This window comes from Microbacterium sp. BH-3-3-3, assembly GCF_001792815.1.
Classification (GTDB): Bacteria; Actinomycetota; Actinomycetes; order Actinomycetales; family Microbacteriaceae; genus Microbacterium.
Window position 1 is genome coordinate 875,317 of record NZ_CP017674.1, and the last position, 15,156, is coordinate 890,472.

Consider the following 15,156-nt stretch of genomic DNA (forward strand, 5'->3'; position numbering starts at 1 on the left):
TCACACGCTCGCGAAGGTGTCACGCCAGACGAGCACACCGCGCTCGGCGAACTCGTCTGGCACCTCCGACGGGGGCGGAGTCGGGTCGGCCGGGTCGACGTCGAGCGTCGCGGGCGCACGGAGATACCGGCTCGGATCTGAAACCCACTCGGGTGCGGGGAGTCCTCCCTCTCGCAGCCGCCAGGCGACGAGACCCGCGAGCGCAGCATCCCACGCTCGATCCAGCGTCGATGCAGGCTCGGCCAAGCCGAGAATCCCTCGCACCAACCCTCGCTCGGCGAGAAGATTGTCGTTGAGTTGCAGGAGCGCGCGAAGAGCGCGGTCCCTCTGCCCTTCCGCTAGCCGATGCCGAATCTCTTCAGCCGCAGTCGCCGCGTCGTCACGCTGGGTCGGTGCGGAGTACAGCCGATGCCCTGCGCCGGCGAGCAGTCGCTCCACCGTGCCGAATTCGGTATCTCGCCCGCCCTCTGACCGGGAAACGCGGCTCTGGTCGATCTGAGTGCGGTCTGCGAGTTGCTTCTGAGTGAGTCGCTGGCTCTTGCGGGCGGCGCGGATGAGCGTCGAGGCAGTCATTGCACCCTCCATCGCAGTATGATTTCAGAGTCATATTCTACGTCAATCCGTCGCTCCGTTCCAGAGCTGTCGAATCTGGACGGCGCAGGAACTTCCAGCCGACAAACCGGGCCGGCGATGACGCGTGGCTCCCTATCTGTCGGCGCCGACAACGCGCTCACTCAGCGCCTGGCGGCTGAGGCCCGTGCGCATCCCCAGAGAAGACCACGGCACGCTCTGATCGCGCAGATCTGCGATGAGGGAGTGGCGCTCCCGGAGTAGCGCAGAGCCTCCATCGGGCCGCTGCTGCTCGACGATTCGCTCGGACCGGCGTCTCTGGTGAAGGACAGCATCGCCGCACGCGGGCTGGCAGCGGCGTCACGTCGCACGGCGCGACGGCACACGCCCGGCGCCAACGCACACGTTACGCACGACATCACGCCACATAGCGTGTGATCTCGCCACGAACGCGTGATCTCACCCGGCGCGAACGATGACGCTCCGACGAGGCCCGCCGCTAGACGAAAGGGACCGCGGGTCTCAATGACCCGCGATCCCTTGTCTCGCCTGGTGCCCCCGACTGGAATCGAACCAGCGGCCTTTGGTACCGGAAACCAACGCTCTATCCCCTGAGCTACGGAGGCGGACCGGTCCAGGTTATCACCGCGCCCGCGGCATCCCCGACGCCGTGGGGCGGGGGCGAGGACTCGCGCTCCGACCCCACGGCATCCGGTTCACTCGCCGTCGATGATCCCGATGCCGGTGGCCTGGTGGTCGGCGTTCGGGTCGTCCTTGGTGGGGGCCTTCGAGCCCTCGTCGGGGTCGGTCTCCTGGCTCGGCTTGACCGTCGGGTCGTCGCCGAGGTCGGTTGCGTCGTCGGCCGGGGCGGAGTTCTGCGGGTCGCTCATGGTGTTCCCTTCGTCGCGTACCGGTCCAGCCTGTCAACGCGGGGGCCTCGGCCCCAACGGCTTGACCGCGGAGGCGGCGGAGGCCTAGCGTCCGAACATCCCGCGCACGCGACGACCGAGCGGCTGCGTCAGAACCACGCGTCGGCCGTCGACGTCGAGGGTCACGGTCGACCCCCCGAAGCCGTGCCCCTGCGTGGGCGCGGCGTCGCCGCGGACATAGGCCTCGGCGACATCCACGTAGACGGCCAGCAGGCGGGCGCTTTCGTCCTTCGACGACGTCGCGTCGATGAGCTCCGTGCGGTGACCGGTGTCGGTCTCGACCGAGAACCAGCGAGAACCGGGGGTCGAGACGACTGCCCACCGCGCGCCTCGGGCGAATCGCGCGCGGGCGGCGCCATCGCGCAGCTCGGTGGACACCTCGAGGTCGGTGTGCGCGATCGCCAGCACCTCGAGCATCGCGAGGGCCTCGGGCGCGGTGACGAAGTCGCCCCGGCCGGCGCTCAGGCCGCCCCACTCGAATCGGCTCTCGCCCATGCCGTCCGCCTCCGCCATCGCTCGACCTGCACCGAGCGTAATCCCGGCGGCGTGTTCCGGCGCGGGGACGCCGACCCTGAGAACTCCCTGGCAACGCCCTACGATGAGCCCATGCTGACTTCGAGCCCGTCCTCCATCACCGAGCAGACCTCGCTCTTCGCGCTCAGCGCGACCAACTCGCTCCTCGCCATCGCCGTGTACGTCGTGCTGGTCGTCGCGCTCTGGCGTGTCTTCACCAAGGCGGGGTATGCCGGGTGGCTGGCGATCATCCCCCTCGTGAACGTCGTCTACCTCACCAAGATCGCCGGGTTCTCGGGCTGGTTCGCGCTGCTCTACCTGGTGCCGATCGTCGGTTTCGTCTTCCACATCATCGTGTCGCTGCGGGTGGGCCGCGCCTTCGGCCACGGGTGGTTCTTCTCGCTCGCTCTGCTCGTGGTGTTCCACGTCATCGGCTACCTCATCCTCGGCTTCAGCGGCGACAAGTACCGCGCCGAGCGTCTGAGCTGACCCGGATCGGATGCCACCACGGGGGCCCCGGCGAGCGCACACTGCGCGTGCTCGCCGGGGCCCTCGCGTGTGTCCGCGTTACACCGACCTCAGGCGCTCGTCGGGGTGAAGACTGCGAAGCCGGACCGACCCGTCGACGATCGCGCGCAGCGCCCGGGGGCTGAGCTCCAGTTCCGCCGAGACGCGCTCGACACCCGCGCCCGACGACACCGCGGCACGCAGCGCAGCCTCCGCCTCGCGGGCGACCTCGTCGACATCGGCAGCCGTACTGGCGATGAATGCCGCCAGGCGGGCCTGCGCCGCACGGATGCGGGCTCTCTGCCGCTCGAGCGTTGCGGTGTCGACGGGGCGCTCGACGGTCGGCACGGGAGCCGAGTCGGCGGTCGGGGGCATGGGTTCTCCGCTCCGGGGGGCGTTCGACGCCTGCGCGGTGCGGCAGACGTTGACCCCATGCTGTCGAACCGAGGGAAGAGACCGCATCCTCCCGGAGGTGTATCTCCCCCCGCTGATCGGTGGAATCACCCGCCGAGAGCGACCCTACGAACGCCACCGGCGGGAGCAGGATGCCACGGGCACGTCGGCCGCGCCCGCGGCATCCTGTTCAGTCGCCCTTCACGTTGACGATCTGCCGCAGCGTGTGTCGCACGCTCACCAGGTCGGCGGCGTCCGCCATGACCCGATCGATCGGCTTGTACGCCTGCGGGATCTCGTCGATGAACGCGTCGGTGTCGCGGTACTCGATGCCCGCCATCGCGTCGCGCAAATGCTCGTGCGTGAAGGTCTTGCGGGCCGCCGATCGCGAGTACTCCCGGCCTGCTCCGTGCGGTGACGAGTTCAGCGCGACAGGATTGCCGCGCCCCTCGACGACGTACGACGCGGTGCCCATCGACCCGGGGATGAGCCCCGGCCGACCTTCGTCGGCCATGATGGCACCCTTCCTCGAGACCCACACGCGCTTGCCGAAGTGCCTCTCGGACTCCGTGAAGTTGTGGTGGCAGTTGATGCGCTCCCGCTCCTCGACGGTCGTGTCGAGGAAGCGTCCGAGCTGATTCGCGACGCGATCCATCATCTCCTCACGGTTCAGCAGGGCGAAGTGCTGTGCCCACCGGAGCTCGCGGATGTAGCGCGTGAACTCCGGGGTCCCCTCGACGAGGTACGCCAGGTCGGGATGCGGGAGCTCGATCCACCACTGCTTCGCCAGACGCTGCGCGACCTTGATGTGGTGCTGCGCGATGCGGTTGCCGACGCCCCGGGAGCCGGAATGCAGGAACATCCACACGTCGTCGTTCTCGTCGAGCGAGATCTCGATGAAGTGGTTGCCGCTGCCCAGCGAACCGAGCTGGTGACGCCAGTGACCGGCGTACTTCGCGGGGTCGAATTCGGCCTTCTCGGCGAGCGACTCGAGCTCGGCCACGCGCGGCTCGGCGGTGGCGACGATCTTGCGGTTGTCGCGACCGGCCGACAGCGGGATGGCACGCTCGATCTGCTGGCGCAGCTCCGCGAGGTCGCGACCGGCCAGATCGGACGACGTGAACTGCGTCTTGACCGCGATCATGCCGCAGCCGATGTCGACCCCGACGGCCGCGGGCATGATCGCTCCGAGAGTCGGGATGACCGACCCGACCGTCGCACCCAGGCCCAGGTGGGCGTCGGGCATGAGGGCGAGGTGGGGGTAGATGAACGGCATGCGTGACGAGGTACGGGCCTGTTCGATGGTCTTGTCATCGATCAGGCTCGCCCACGACACCAGTCGTTCGGTGAGCTTCTGCATGGGTCCTTTCCTTCGTGTGGTGCGCGGATGCGCGGTCGGGGTGAGCTCCGGTCGGAGCACTCCCCCACACGGTGGAAAGAGAAAAGCCCCGACCTGACGGGCGGGGCGCGAGAGAACGAGGTCTAGGCGGCCGGCACCGGAGGGTACGACGAAAGCAGGAACGGCAGGTATGCGTCCTGCTGCTCCTGACGAAGATCGCGCATCGCGGTCATCGTGTCGTCCCCTCGGCTCATCGTGCCGGTCGACACGGACTTGCGAACATAGCGGACGCCGCGAACCCGACGCAAGGCTCGCGGCGTGACTCCCACCCTGCGGAGCCCGGGCCTCACCCGCACAGGCGTCAGGCCCGTGTCGGCTGGTCGAAGTCCCAGTCGATGGGCTCGCCGTCGCCCTCGTCGGACTCCGCGGGCTCGACGGCGCGCAGGTGCGTCCGCGGGAAGAGACGGTGGTCCTTCAGCTCCTGGGCCGCGTGCGAGAAGTCCGGCTCCTCGTCGGTCCAGTCGACCGGTGCCGACAGCACGTCGTTACCGACTCCGATGACGAGTTCCGCCTGGGCGACCTTCTTGTCGTCGGTGACGATCGGGATGCTGACGGCCTCGGCTTGGCCTTCCTTCGCCACCGCCGCCGTCAACAGAATCAGGGACGACGCGACGTCATCGGTGGTGAGGACGGTTTCTCCGGCGTAGGTGACACAGCGCATGCTCACAGACTGCGGGTCACCGACGCCCGACGGGGCCGGGTTGCCGGGCGTGCCGACGTGAGGTACCGATCAGTCGCGTCGCTGCACCGTGCGGAACATCGCCTCGTCGAGCTCGAACCACACGGCGCGAACCGTCTCGAACTCGCCGAACGGTTCGGGCTGCGGGTCGCCCAGCGACAGACGGTAGCCGCGCGGCAGATCATCCACGTGCTGTCCGTCGCGGGGGCCGCCGACGAGCACGTAGATCACGGGGAGTCGACCGCCGGGGTCTCGACCGCAACGCCGTCGACCGCGTCGCTCATGCGCCGGAGGAAGGCGACGACGCTCGCCGATTCTTCGGGTGTCATGTCGATCACCGCGGCCAGCATGCGGTCGTGCATGGTGCCCAGGGTCTGCCGCACCTCTGCATCGGCGCGCGGCGTCGCCTGCACGAAGATGCTGCGGCGGTCGTCGGGATTGGCGGCGCGGGTGAGGTGCCCGGATCGCTCCAACCGGTCGAGGATGGCCGTGGTGGACGCCGTCGACAGACCCAGGTACTTCGTCAACTCCCCCGGTCGTACGCGGCGGGAGGAATCGCGCAGCAGGTAACGCAGAACGAGCAACTCGTTCTCGCCCATCGACATCGAGTCGCGCGTGCGGCGACGCATCGCGACCTCGGCCGCGCGGTACACCCGGAGCGATTCGAGGACGGCCTTGCTGCGCATACGTCGGTCGGCGGGTTCGTCGCCGTACCAGTAGCTCGGCTCAGCGGAGTCGGTCGGAGAGGCGCTCTCGCGAGGCACGACGCGGACATCTGTCACGACACACTCCTCCCTGGTGGAGAAACTATATCGCCAAACCAATAGTTAGACAAACTAGTTACTAGTCGAGTATGTTTGTAAACCAGCAAACCGCTGCGAGAGGAGAACCCCATGGGGCAGTTGTTCTACGGCACGACGAGCGAGTCGATCCAGATCCCCGATCGACTGCTGTCGCACCTGAAGGTCGTCGCGACCACCAAACTCCGCCGCAGCGAGAGCTTCACTCTGAGCTGGGCTCACGTCGACGGCACCCCGGGACGATCGACGATCTGGCTGCAGCCGGCGATCCCGATGCGATTCGTCTTCGATTCGGCCGAGCCCGAGTCCCTGAACCCCCGCGTTCTCAAGGACATGGCCGACATGGCGAACTCGTCGGCCGGTCTGGTCGTCGACCTGAACGCCGAGATCCCCACGGCCGAGGCACCCGCCCGTGCCGCCGCGACGCGCGGCACCGCGCCCGCTGCTCGGCGCCCCAGCCTGTCTGTGGCGGCGTGACATGAGCACCGCTTCCCTCGCGCCTCTCAGCGCGCTCGCCTCCACCCGTGTCCTCTGGGCGAAGGTCGACACCGGCTTCTGGGTCGCCCATCGCGGCGGCGAATACTTCGGTTGCGTCGACCAGGTCACCGGCGGATACGTCTCGCGCGACGCGCACGGCATCCCCGTCGGTCGCTACGACGAGCTCTCCGCCGCGAAATCCTCTCTGCGTTCGACGACGCACCCGGCCAACACGGCCCGGCGTCACCGCGCCGAACGTGCGACTGCCACCGCGGCCACGGTCGTCGGCGGCACGGCCCTGGCGTTCGCGCTGACGGCCGGCGCCCTCGCCCCGTTCCTGTGAGAGAAACCGGGCTCCCCCGCCATGCCCGTGTCTGCATGCCGCGGCGCGCGCAGCGGCGCCCGGCCCTCGTCGACCCCCTGGACACGTACGTCGACGCGTGACAGCGTCGGCCCGGGTCGACACGACGACCCCTGACGGATGGAGACGACATGACCGACATCGACGGACGCACCGACGACGCCCCCGACCAGGACTCGAACGGCGCGGGAAGCGAATCCCCCGAAGAGGGGGCGGCGGCCCAGAAGGACGCCGACGACGCGTCGAACACCGCGGACTCCCCCACCGGCGACATCTCCTGATCGCGTACCGCACGCGACGGTCCGGCGGCTCCTCGGCGACGAGGGCCGCCGGCGTCGCGACAGCCCCGGCGTTCGGCGGTACCGACACCGCGCCGTGACGCGCAGTTGGTTCTCGTTCTCGGCGGCCGCTGTTCTACCCCGGTGATCCGACCTCGGCGCCCGAGGGCACCGGCTGGCACCGCGGGCACCACCAGGTGCGCCGTCGCTCGGGGTCGTCGGCCACCTCGGCGCGCACGTGGACCCGGGTACCGCACCGCAGACACGGGCGTCCCGCACGGCCCGCCACCCAGTGCGACGAACCACGGCGTCGGTCGCCCGTCGTCACCTGGTACATCCCCGGCACGGTCGCCGACGTCCGCAGGCACCGCGCGGCGAGGGCCACCAGCGCAGGCAGATCCGTCGCCCCGATCGGCGCGAAGGGATGGATGCCGCGCAGGAAGGCGAGTTCGTTCACCCACAGGTTGCCGAGACCGGCGATGCGCGTCTGGTCGAGCAGGGCGGCGACGAACGTGCGCTCCGGCCGCACCGACAGCCGGCGCACCGCCTCGGCGGCATCCCAGTCGTCGCGCAGCGGATCGGGGCCCAGGTGACCGATCACGTCGCGCTCGCGGGCCGTCGCGACGAGCTCGACGACGGGGAGGTCGATGCCCCACATCTCCCGGCCGTCGTCGAAGCGCAGACGCACGCGCGCCCGCTCGCGCTCGGCCGTCGGCAGGGAGCGACCGGCGCGCGTGATCGTCCAGCTGCCCTGCATGCGCAGGTGCGTGTGCAGGGTGGTGGCATCGTCGAACCGGGTGAGCAGGTGTTTGCCGTGGGTGTCGTACCCCTCGATCCGCAGCCCCGCGAGCGACCTGCCGGCCGCCGAACCGGAACGCAACTCGCCCTCGACCACGCGCGCCCCGCGCGTCGCGGCATCCAACCGCCGACGCAGGCGCAGAACACTGTCACCCTCGGGCACCGTCAGGGCGCCGAGGTGAAGACCTGGTCGGCGCGCGGGGCGAGGTCGGGCCGCAGGCGCGTGCCGAACTCGTGCCGCAGGGCGCTGAGGGCCGCCTGCCACCCGGCGAGGCCGTGCACCCCCGGCCCCGGACTCGTCGACGAGGAGCACAGGTACACGCCCTTCATCGGGGTGCGCCAGGGTTCGGGGCTGTACACCGGCCGCCCCAGCAGCTGAGGGAGCGTCGGCGCGCCCGCCGAGATGTCGCCGCCGGGGAAGTTCGGATTCCACGCGGCGATGTCGACGGCCGTGCGCGACGACGAGGCCAGAACCGTGTCGCGGAAGCCGGGCGCGAAGCGCTCGATCTGACGCACCACCGCCTCCTCGCGGTCGGCGGGGCTCCCCGCCGGCACGTGCGTGTACGCCCAGAGCACGTGCTTGCCCTCGGGCGCACGGGTGGGGTCGAAGAGCGTCGGCTGCGCGGCGAGCACGTAGGGCGCGTCGGGCAGATCGCCGCGCGCGACGGCGTTCTCGGCCGCGGCGATCTCGGCTCGCGTCCCGCCGATGTGCACCGTTCCGGCGCCGCCGATGTCGGGGTGGGTCCACGGCACGGGGTCGCTCAGCGCGAAGTCGACCTTGGCGACACCCCCGCCGTAGCGGAACCGCTGCAGGGCGCGGCGGTACCCCGCCGGCATCCGGTCACCGGCCAGGCGGATCAATGCCCGCGGCGTCGTGTCGAGCAGCACCGCCCGCGACGGCGGCAACTCCTCGAGGGCGGTGACCTCGACGCCCGCGTGGAACACGCCCCCGTGCGCGCGGATGTCGGCGATCATCGCGTCGGCGATCGATTGGCTGCCGCCGACGGGGATCGGCCATCCGCGGCCGTGCCCGTAGGTGGCGAGCACGAGACCGGCACCGCCGGCCGCGAGGCTCGGCTGGTGCAGGATCGTGTGCGCGGAGACACCGGTGGCCAGCGCCGGCGCGACGTCTTCGCGGAACCGCGCGTTCCACCAGGGCCCGCCCTGCTCAAGAGAGCGGATGCCGAAGAAGAAGGCCGCGAGGGGATCGCCCGGCACACGCAGGAGGGCGTTGCCGGTGAAGTCGGCGACCCCGCGCAGGTGATCGACGAGGGGACGCATGAGGCGTTCATAGGCGGGACCGTCGACGCCCAGGCCCTCGGCCGCGCGGGAGAGATCGCGGTAGGCGAGTCCGGCGCGTCCGCCGTCGAGGGGGTGCGCGTACGAGATCTCGGGAACGATGAGCGGCACGCGCCGATCGAGACCGAACTCGCGGAAGAACCACGATTCGAGGGCGAGGGGATGAACCGCCGAGCCCACGTCGTGCCGGAAACCGGGCAGGGTCAGTTCGGCCGTCGAGGCGGCGCCCCCGAAGGTCGTCGAACGCTCGTACACCGCGACCGACAACCCCGCGCGCGCCAGGGTGACCGCCGCGGCCAAGCCGTTGGGTCCGGATCCGACGATGATCGCGTCGTAGGTCTCGCTCATCGGTCGATCGGCTCCCTCTGAGCGGTGGATTCGTGCCCGAGGGCCGACGCTCCGCCCTGTGTTCCGGGGGCGCCCCCCTCCGCCAGGTAGGCGAGGCGGTGCAGGGTCTCGGCGTTGCGCCAGCGCGTGATCGCGTCGAAGACCGTGTCGGGAAGCAGGGTCGTCGGCCCGGTGACCGGCTCTTCCTGAATACGGACGACGCACATGTCACCGCGCGCCTTCACGTCGATCGCCACGCGGGCGACACCGATGGGACCGCCGTGCGGTTCGAGCACCGCGCGATACGGCGGCTCCCACACGCGCATGGTGGTGGTGTCGTTGATCAGGGCGGGCCACGACCCGAAGGAGTGGTGCAGCGTGGAGCCCTCGGCCGGCCAGGCCTCGGAGACGTCGCGCATCCGCGAGGTCCCCACCACCCACAGGGGGTAGAGCCACCCGTTCGCCAGCACGCGGAAGACGTCGTCGGGGGTGCAGCGCATCAGTCGCACATTGCGGGCCATGGGACGCTCCTCCTCGGCGGCGGGGGTTCGGGCGAGACGGATGACGGGGCGCCGCGTCTCGATGGGCCCACGCTACGGCCCGCGCGGCACCGTGTCGCGATGGTTGCGTCCGACGGCTGCGGCCGGTATCGGTCAGGCGGCGTCTTGCAGAGGGAGCACGAACCAGGCCCGGGTACCTCCGGCGGGCGAGGCATCGAGTCCGATCGATCCCCGATGTGCGTCGACGATGCGCCGGCACGTCGCCAGACCGATGCCGATGCCCGGAACCTCGCCACCGTGGCCGCGTTGCATGGGCTCGAACACGCGTTCGCGCAGCTCGGGCTCGACCGCCTCGCCGTTGTCGTCGACGCTGATGCGCCAGCCGTCGGGCAGGACCTCGACGCTCACGCGGATGGTCGGCGTCTTCTCGGCGGCCACCGTGAACTTCACCGCGTTGGCGATGAGGTTCTGCAGCAGCACGCGGAGCAGAGTGTCGTCGGCGATCACCCGGGCCGAGGCGTCGACGGTCACCTCGGCGCCGGTGCGCACGAGAGCGCCGTCGAGGTCTTCGAGCACCGCATCGACGGTGTCGGCGACGTCGACCTCGACGAGGTGGGGGCGCGTGCCCCCCATGCGCGCGAAGTCGAGCAGGTCGGTGACCATCGACGTCATGCGTCCGGCGGCGGCCTCTGCGCGGACGAGCGACTGCGCCGCGCGCGGCGCGGCCGCCATCTCGGGGCTGTCCGAGGCGAGCTCGATGAAGCCCGTCAGCGCCGTCAGCGGGTTGCGCAGGTCGTGGCTGACCTGCACGGCGAAGTGCTCGAGCGACGCGTTCGATTCGATCAGGTCGCGCTGCACGCGACGCAGCTCGAGCACATCGATCACCTGGTGGGCGAGCAGATCGAGGGCGCGGCTGCTGGCATCCGAGAGTTCTCCGACCACGTCGTCGAAGACGCACAGCGTTCCGATCGCGACACCGGCCGGGGTGATCAGGGGGCTCGACGCGTAGAAACGCACGTGGGCGATCTCGCCCGTGACGAAACCACTCCGCGCGAACCGTTCGTCGAGACGCGCGTCGGGCACGACGACGCGTCCGGGCGTGCTGATGACCGCGGCGCACATGGAGTCCTCGCGGGCGCACGACGCCGCCTGAATGCCGACCGCCGCGATCTGGTGCTGCATGCGATCGTCGATGATGTTGATCACCGCGGTGGGAACCCCGCAGATGGTCGCCGCGAGCTCGACGAGCCCCTGAAGATCGGGCTCGGATGGTTCGCCGACAAGTCGGTACTGCGCGATCGCCTCGCGTCGCGTCACATCGTGCGCCGTGGACACGTCTTTCCCTTCACGTCGTTCCCCCGTCGTCGAGCCTAGCGCCGGTACACCCCGCGGGGTCCGGCGGAAAGGGGGTCGCCCGATCGGCACGCGGCACCCAGAGTGGGGGCATGAGCACCCCGACCCCCTCCCCCAGGCTCCCTCCGACCCGGGAACCCCGTCGATTCCCGACGAACCGCTCGCTCCGACCCCGTCGGAACCGACGGTCCCGACCCCCGCCGAACCCACGGTGCCGCTCGCTCCCGAGACCGCGCCCGCACCGGCCGGTCACGACGACGACTCCGCGGGAGCCTTCGCCGACGACGAGAGCGGCGCGGTCGGCACGGCCGAGATGGATGCCGACAACGCCGTCGAGCAGGACATGATCGACGCCATCGATCCGGCCGGCCGACCCGACTGACGCCCGTGAGAACGACGAAGGGGCGACGCCGTCACGGCGTCGCCCCTTCGTCGTTCGGAGGTCAGCGGATCACGGGTTGCCGCGGGTCCACAGCAGCAGGATCGCCACGACCTGCAACACGAGGCATCCGACGAGGATCGCCGTGCGACGCCGGGGCGTCGACGACCACCGTTCGTCGCCCATCAGGGGCGCCATCGGCATGAGCAGTCGGAACGTGCTCTGCTGCGGGAGGAACACGGCCAGGATGTAGATGCCGTAGCTGAAGCCGTAGGTGACGACCATGAGGCCCATGCGGCGAACGGGACGCGACCACATCAGGGCCAGGAAGGCCACGATGAGGGCGACGACCAGGATGATGCCCACGACGCCCAGGTGCGTTCCCGCCTGGCGGAACCACGGCGTGAACGGGGTGAACTCGTCGTTTCCGACGTAGTCGAGCCACCATCCGAGCTCGGTGCGGATGTAGGCGTTGTGCGTGCCCGTGAAGTGCTGCGCGATGTGGTTCCACGACAGTCCCGCGGCGGCGATGACGAGCCCGCTCGCCATGAGCGAGGCCCACTCGCGCACGGGGAACGGGTCGACCCGGCGGCGGAAGAACCGCACCAGGAAGACCATGCCGAGCGCCAACCCCAGGGCAAGGACCCCGGGACGCGTGTACGCCGTCATCAGACCGATCGGCAGGATCCAGAGATACCGCCGTTTGATCGCCAGCAGCATGCCGGCGAACATCAGCAGCATGAACAGGCCCTCGCTGTAGCCGATCACGAAGAGGAACGACATCGGGGCGAAGGAGAAGAACACCACGGCCCACCACGCCGGCTGCGGCTTGGTGACCGTGCGCAGCAGCAGGAAGAGCAGCCACGTCGCACCCAGGCTCGCGCCCATGCTCAGCAGGATCGCGACCGGCTGCCACCCGAGGCCCGTCGCGCCCGACAGCACGCGCACCATCGTGGGGAACACCGGCAGGAACGCCCAGTTGTTCGGAAGGATGTCGCCCGAGACGTTCATCGGCAGCGAGGTGGGGTAGCCCTGCGCGGCGATCTGGCCGTAGCGGTCGGCGTCCCACCCGGTCAGGTAGTCGAAGAACGTGCCGAGGCGCTCGCTGTCGGGACCGAAGCCCCACCGCGCCGCCTTGGCGATCGAGTAGAAGCCCCACAGGAAACCGAAGTTGACCGCGCGGGCGATGGCCCACAGCAGCAGCACGCGCGTGAACGCGCCGCGCTCGACCGGGACGATGCCCTCGGGCGTACGCAGCACGTCGTGCCCGTACTGACGCAGTGCCCGACCCACTCGGGAGTCGCGCAGGCGGTCGAGTCGACTCGGTCGCTCGATGACGCGCGACGGACGCGTCGGGGAGGCAAGCTCGCTCGGCGGTGCGCTCACTCGGAACCTTTCACAGGGGAAGATGTGGGCGAGTGACGACGGTGTCGGGCCCGGACAAGTGCAGTGAAGCCAGATAGTAGCGGATCAACCCGAACGTTCCCTGCGGTTGACTTTCAGGAAATCCCCTGGTCAGTGGGCGTCGCCCACCAGTTTCAGGCCGATCACGCACCCGACGAGGCCCAGCACGAGCAGCACCTTCACGACCGAGATCGCCTCGGCGCCGCTGATCATGGCGACCACCACCGTCAGTGCGGCGCCGATGCCGACCCACACCGCGTACGCCGTGCCGGTGGGGATGTCCCGCATCGCATAGGCGAGCCCGCCCATGGATGCCACCAGCGCGACGCCGAAGACGACGCTCGGCCAGAGCTTGGTGAAGCCCTCGGAACGCCCGAGGGCGGTGGCCCAGACGGCCTCGAGGACACCAGACACGATGAGGACGATCCACGACATGGCTGTGCTCCTTGGCCAGTCTTGTCGCAGTCCGGGTACTGATCCGTCGTCCGGGGACGCGGGAGGCGTCCGACCCTCAGGTTAGCGAGCGCGCCTGGGCAGCACCCGTGCACGGGTCGGACGACGCGAACGACGCCGGGGCCCGGCATCCGGGATCGACCTCAGATGAGGAAGATCGATGCCGCGCCGGGGTTGTGGGCGTGCACCAACACCCCGAAGACGACGGCGTCGAACAGCAGGTGCACCGTCACGACGTACCAGAGCGACCGGGTCTTCAAGAACAGGAAGCCCTGGATGAGGGCGAACGGGATCGTCAGCGCCGGACCCCAGGCCTGGTAGCCGAGCTCCCACAGGAACGACACGAACACGATCGTCTGCAGCAGATTGGCCGTGAGGTCGGGGAAATGCCGACGCAGGAGCACGAACACCGTGCAGATGAAGAACAGCTCGTCCCAGATGCCCACCGCGCCCACGCCGACGAACAGGCGCGCGATCATCTCGGGGGTGTCGACGACCGGCCAGTTCATGTAGACGCCGGAGGTGATGAAGTAGAACGGCAGGATCAGGTAGCCGAGCACGATCACGCCGCCCAGCCACGCCCACTGCCACCACGTCCACCGCCCGCCGCCGCGCCACGGGAAACGGATCGCGTGGTCGCGGTAGACGAACCTCGAGATCACGTACGGCACGAGCACGGCCCCGCCCAGCGCGAGCGTGAAACGCAGGAAGGCGGCGTTGTCGAGCTCGGCCTGCAGCGGGATGAGGCTGACGATGAACTGACCGAGGGCGACGAGCGAGACGTCGCGGGCGATGCTCGGCTCGGGGTCGCGACCGGGGACGACGGCGACGCCGGCGCGCCGGTCGACGAGGATTCCGGATGCCACGGCCAGAGCCAGCAGCAGCCAGCCGAGCCAGATGACCTGTACGACGAACAGCGCCGGGGCGGCGAGGCAGACCAGCAGCGCCGGCACGAGTTTCAGCGAGAGCGTGGAGCGCTCGCGCTCGGCGACCGCGGCGTGCGCGGTCACGGCGCCACCCGCGTGTACGTCAGGTCGCGGATGTCGCGACCCACCCGCAGCCCCTTCTGCTCGAACGCGGTGAGCACGCGGCCCTCGAAGCGTTCCGCCCAGTCGCCCGAGAAGGCCCGCGAGAACTCGGGCGCCTCGTCGAGCACCTCGCGCATCTGGTCGGCGTAGTCCTGCCAGTCGGTCGCGAGGCGCAGCGTCGCCCCGGGCCGCAGCGCCAGGGCGGCGACGCGGACGAAATCGGGGGCGATCAGTCGCCGCTTGGTGTGCTTGTTCTTGTGCCAGGGATCGGGGAAGAACACCCACAGCTCGTCGACGGAGCCGGTCGGCAGCAGGTGCTCCAGCGCCTCGGGGGCGTTGGCCTCGGCGAGTCGGAGGTTCTTCACCCCCGCGCGGTCGGCGTCGAGCATGGTGCGGGCGAGGCCGGCGGTGAACACCTCGACCGCGAGGAAGTCGTTGTCGGGATCGGCGGCGGCGGCCGACACGATCTGGTGCCCCTGGCCCGAACCGATCTCGACGGTCAGGCGGGCGCGACGGCCGTAGACCTCGACCGGGTCGATCGCCGATCCCTCTTTGACGCTCGTGGTGGCCGCGCCCCGCTCGACGGGGAGCAGGTAGGTCGGCGAGAACTCCGCCCAGGCGCGGTCCTGCGCCTCGGACATGCGTCCGCTGCGCCGGACGAACGACACGGGCTTGTCGCGGAAGACGGGCGCGGCATCCATGGCATCCA

At 70.0% G+C, this 15,156-nt stretch carries 21 protein-coding genes, 1 tRNA gene and 1 riboswitch; of the genes, 5 read left to right on the top strand and 17 right to left on the bottom strand.

The window, feature by feature from the left end; translation table 11 throughout:
• The 4 genes from BJP65_RS04125 to BJP65_RS04135 all read right to left on the bottom strand — a co-directional run bounded on the left by BJP65_RS04125 (position 1) and on the right by BJP65_RS04135 (position 1,994).
• A complete protein-coding gene (locus BJP65_RS04125) occupies positions 1-573 on the bottom strand; it encodes a helix-turn-helix domain-containing protein (protein WP_055834781.1) in 573 nt (190 codons plus the stop codon).
• A 547-nt stretch (positions 574-1,120) separates the two neighbouring features.
• Positions 1,121-1,196: transfer RNA gene (locus BJP65_RS04130), tRNA-Arg, on the bottom strand.
• 90 nt (positions 1,197-1,286) lie between these two features.
• On the bottom strand, positions 1,287-1,460 hold the full coding sequence (locus BJP65_RS16460; protein WP_156458742.1) for a hypothetical protein: 174 nt from the start codon (positions 1,458-1,460) through the stop codon (positions 1,287-1,289).
• A gap of 84 nt (positions 1,461-1,544) precedes the next feature.
• A complete protein-coding gene (locus BJP65_RS04135; protein WP_156784803.1) occupies positions 1,545-1,994 on the bottom strand; it encodes a hypothetical protein in 450 nt (149 codons plus the stop codon).
• Between the two features lie 111 nt (positions 1,995-2,105).
• Between BJP65_RS04135 and BJP65_RS04140 the strand changes: the two genes are divergently transcribed.
• Positions 2,106-2,501: a DUF5684 domain-containing protein gene (locus BJP65_RS04140; protein ID WP_070408306.1), complete on the top strand. Its 396-nt coding sequence runs from the start codon at positions 2,106-2,108 to the stop codon at positions 2,499-2,501.
• Positions 2,502-2,579: 78 nt separating this feature from the next.
• Here BJP65_RS04140 and BJP65_RS04145 read toward each other — a convergent pair whose 3' ends face one another.
• The 5 genes from BJP65_RS04145 to BJP65_RS04165 form a co-directional block, all read right to left on the bottom strand.
• On the bottom strand, positions 2,580-2,894 hold the full coding sequence (locus tag BJP65_RS04145) for a hypothetical protein (RefSeq protein WP_070408307.1): 315 nt from the start codon (positions 2,892-2,894) through the stop codon (positions 2,580-2,582).
• A 208-nt stretch (positions 2,895-3,102) separates the two neighbouring features.
• Positions 3,103-4,272, bottom strand: coding sequence for an RtcB family protein (locus BJP65_RS04150; protein ID WP_070408308.1), 1,170 nt, complete (start codon positions 4,270-4,272; stop codon positions 3,103-3,105).
• Positions 4,273-4,612: 340 nt separating this feature from the next.
• A complete protein-coding gene (locus tag BJP65_RS04155; protein ID WP_070409836.1) occupies positions 4,613-4,972 on the bottom strand; it encodes a hypothetical protein in 360 nt (119 codons plus the stop codon).
• A 69-nt stretch (positions 4,973-5,041) separates the two neighbouring features.
• Positions 5,042-5,221, bottom strand: coding sequence for a hypothetical protein (locus BJP65_RS04160; protein WP_070408309.1), 180 nt, complete (start codon positions 5,219-5,221; stop codon positions 5,042-5,044).
• Positions 5,218-5,772 carry a MarR family winged helix-turn-helix transcriptional regulator gene (locus tag BJP65_RS04165; RefSeq protein ID WP_083285697.1) on the bottom strand — a complete coding sequence of 185 codons (555 nt, stop codon included), beginning with the start codon at positions 5,770-5,772 and terminating at the stop codon, positions 5,218-5,220. Before BJP65_RS04165 ends, BJP65_RS04160 begins: the two co-directional genes overlap by 4 nt.
• A 111-nt stretch (positions 5,773-5,883) precedes the next feature.
• Between BJP65_RS04165 and BJP65_RS04170 the strand changes: the two genes are divergently transcribed.
• The 3 genes from BJP65_RS04170 (at position 5,884) to BJP65_RS16465 (ending at position 6,909) form a co-directional block, all read left to right on the top strand.
• A complete protein-coding gene (locus tag BJP65_RS04170) occupies positions 5,884-6,267 on the top strand; it encodes a hypothetical protein (RefSeq protein WP_070408310.1) in 384 nt (127 codons plus the stop codon).
• A 1-nt stretch (position 6,268) separates the two neighbouring features.
• Complete coding sequence (locus tag BJP65_RS04175) at positions 6,269-6,610, top strand: hypothetical protein (protein WP_055834749.1); 342 nt, start codon at positions 6,269-6,271, stop codon at positions 6,608-6,610.
• Positions 6,611-6,759: 149 nt separating this feature from the next.
• Positions 6,760-6,909, top strand: coding sequence for a hypothetical protein (locus BJP65_RS16465; protein WP_156458740.1), 150 nt, complete (start codon positions 6,760-6,762; stop codon positions 6,907-6,909).
• A gap of 133 nt (positions 6,910-7,042) precedes the next feature.
• Here the strand turns inward: BJP65_RS16465 and BJP65_RS04180 are convergent, their stop codons facing one another.
• From BJP65_RS04180 to BJP65_RS04195, 4 genes are all read right to left on the bottom strand, one after another.
• A complete protein-coding gene (locus BJP65_RS04180) occupies positions 7,043-7,867 on the bottom strand; it encodes a DNA-formamidopyrimidine glycosylase family protein (protein WP_070408311.1) in 825 nt (274 codons plus the stop codon).
• A 2-nt stretch (positions 7,868-7,869) separates the two neighbouring features.
• Positions 7,870-9,351, bottom strand: a complete 1,482-nt coding sequence (locus BJP65_RS04185; protein ID WP_070408312.1) for an NAD(P)/FAD-dependent oxidoreductase — start codon at positions 9,349-9,351, stop codon at positions 7,870-7,872.
• A complete protein-coding gene (locus BJP65_RS04190; protein ID WP_070408313.1) occupies positions 9,348-9,851 on the bottom strand; it encodes an SRPBCC family protein in 504 nt (167 codons plus the stop codon). The genes BJP65_RS04185 and BJP65_RS04190 overlap by 4 nt, the downstream gene beginning before the upstream one ends.
• Positions 9,852-9,983: 132 nt before the next feature.
• Complete coding sequence (locus BJP65_RS04195; protein WP_070408314.1) at positions 9,984-11,165, bottom strand: ATP-binding protein; 1,182 nt, start codon at positions 11,163-11,165, stop codon at positions 9,984-9,986.
• Between the two features lie 229 nt (positions 11,166-11,394).
• Between BJP65_RS04195 and BJP65_RS16470 the strand changes: the two genes are divergently transcribed.
• Complete coding sequence (locus BJP65_RS16470; protein WP_156784804.1) at positions 11,395-11,565, top strand: hypothetical protein; 171 nt, start codon at positions 11,395-11,397, stop codon at positions 11,563-11,565.
• 69 nt (positions 11,566-11,634) lie between these two features.
• On the opposite strand, the gene BJP65_RS04200 is transcribed toward BJP65_RS16470, so the two are convergent.
• From BJP65_RS04200 to trmB, 4 genes are all read right to left on the bottom strand, one after another.
• Positions 11,635-12,948, bottom strand: coding sequence for a hypothetical protein (locus tag BJP65_RS04200; RefSeq protein ID WP_156784805.1), 1,314 nt, complete (start codon positions 12,946-12,948; stop codon positions 11,635-11,637).
• A 129-nt stretch (positions 12,949-13,077) separates the two neighbouring features.
• Entirely contained in the window at positions 13,078-13,401 is a 324-nt protein-coding gene (locus BJP65_RS04205; RefSeq protein WP_055834729.1) for a multidrug efflux SMR transporter, read from the bottom strand.
• Between the two features lie 10 nt (positions 13,402-13,411).
• Positions 13,412-13,476, bottom strand: a riboswitch (guanidine-III (ykkC-III) riboswitch).
• Positions 13,477-13,562: 86 nt separating this feature from the next.
• Positions 13,563-14,429 (bottom strand): CPBP family intramembrane glutamic endopeptidase, encoded by an 867-nt coding sequence (locus BJP65_RS04210; protein WP_070408315.1) that lies wholly within the window; start codon positions 14,427-14,429, stop codon positions 13,563-13,565.
• Positions 14,426-15,148 carry a tRNA (guanosine(46)-N7)-methyltransferase TrmB gene (trmB, locus tag BJP65_RS04215; RefSeq protein WP_070408316.1) on the bottom strand — a complete coding sequence of 241 codons (723 nt, stop codon included), beginning with the start codon at positions 15,146-15,148 and terminating at the stop codon, positions 14,426-14,428. The genes BJP65_RS04210 and trmB overlap by 4 nt, the downstream gene beginning before the upstream one ends.
• Positions 15,149-15,156 lie beyond the last annotated feature (8 nt).

Excerpts from the sequence above, each read along its gene's own strand:
- BJP65_RS04170 (WP_070408310.1), top strand. The coding sequence starts at position 5,884 with ATGGGGCAGTTGTTCTACGGCACGACGAGCGAGTCGATCCAGATCCCC.
- BJP65_RS16460 (WP_156458742.1), bottom strand. The coding sequence starts at position 1,460 with ATGAGCGACCCGCAGAACTCCGCCCCGGCCGACGACGCAACCGACCTC.
- BJP65_RS04140 (WP_070408306.1), top strand. The coding sequence starts at position 2,106 with ATGCTGACTTCGAGCCCGTCCTCCATCACCGAGCAGACCTCGCTCTTC.
- BJP65_RS04175 (WP_055834749.1), top strand. The coding sequence starts at position 6,269 with ATGAGCACCGCTTCCCTCGCGCCTCTCAGCGCGCTCGCCTCCACCCGT.
- BJP65_RS16465 (WP_156458740.1), top strand. The coding sequence starts at position 6,760 with ATGACCGACATCGACGGACGCACCGACGACGCCCCCGACCAGGACTCG.
- BJP65_RS04150 (WP_070408308.1), bottom strand. The coding sequence starts at position 4,272 with ATGCAGAAGCTCACCGAACGACTGGTGTCGTGGGCGAGCCTGATCGAT.
- BJP65_RS04185 (WP_070408312.1), bottom strand. The coding sequence starts at position 9,351 with ATGAGCGAGACCTACGACGCGATCATCGTCGGATCCGGACCCAACGGC.
- trmB (WP_070408316.1), bottom strand. The coding sequence starts at position 15,148 with ATGGATGCCGCGCCCGTCTTCCGCGACAAGCCCGTGTCGTTCGTCCGG.
- BJP65_RS04205 (WP_055834729.1), bottom strand. The coding sequence starts at position 13,401 with ATGTCGTGGATCGTCCTCATCGTGTCTGGTGTCCTCGAGGCCGTCTGG.
- BJP65_RS04190 (WP_070408313.1), bottom strand. The coding sequence starts at position 9,851 with ATGGCCCGCAATGTGCGACTGATGCGCTGCACCCCCGACGACGTCTTC.
- BJP65_RS04135 (WP_156784803.1), bottom strand. The coding sequence starts at position 1,994 with ATGGGCGAGAGCCGATTCGAGTGGGGCGGCCTGAGCGCCGGCCGGGGC.
- BJP65_RS04155 (WP_070409836.1), bottom strand. The coding sequence starts at position 4,972 with ATGCGCTGTGTCACCTACGCCGGAGAAACCGTCCTCACCACCGATGAC.
- BJP65_RS04145 (WP_070408307.1), bottom strand. The coding sequence starts at position 2,894 with ATGCCCCCGACCGCCGACTCGGCTCCCGTGCCGACCGTCGAGCGCCCC.
- BJP65_RS04125 (WP_055834781.1), bottom strand. The coding sequence starts at position 573 with ATGACTGCCTCGACGCTCATCCGCGCCGCCCGCAAGAGCCAGCGACTC.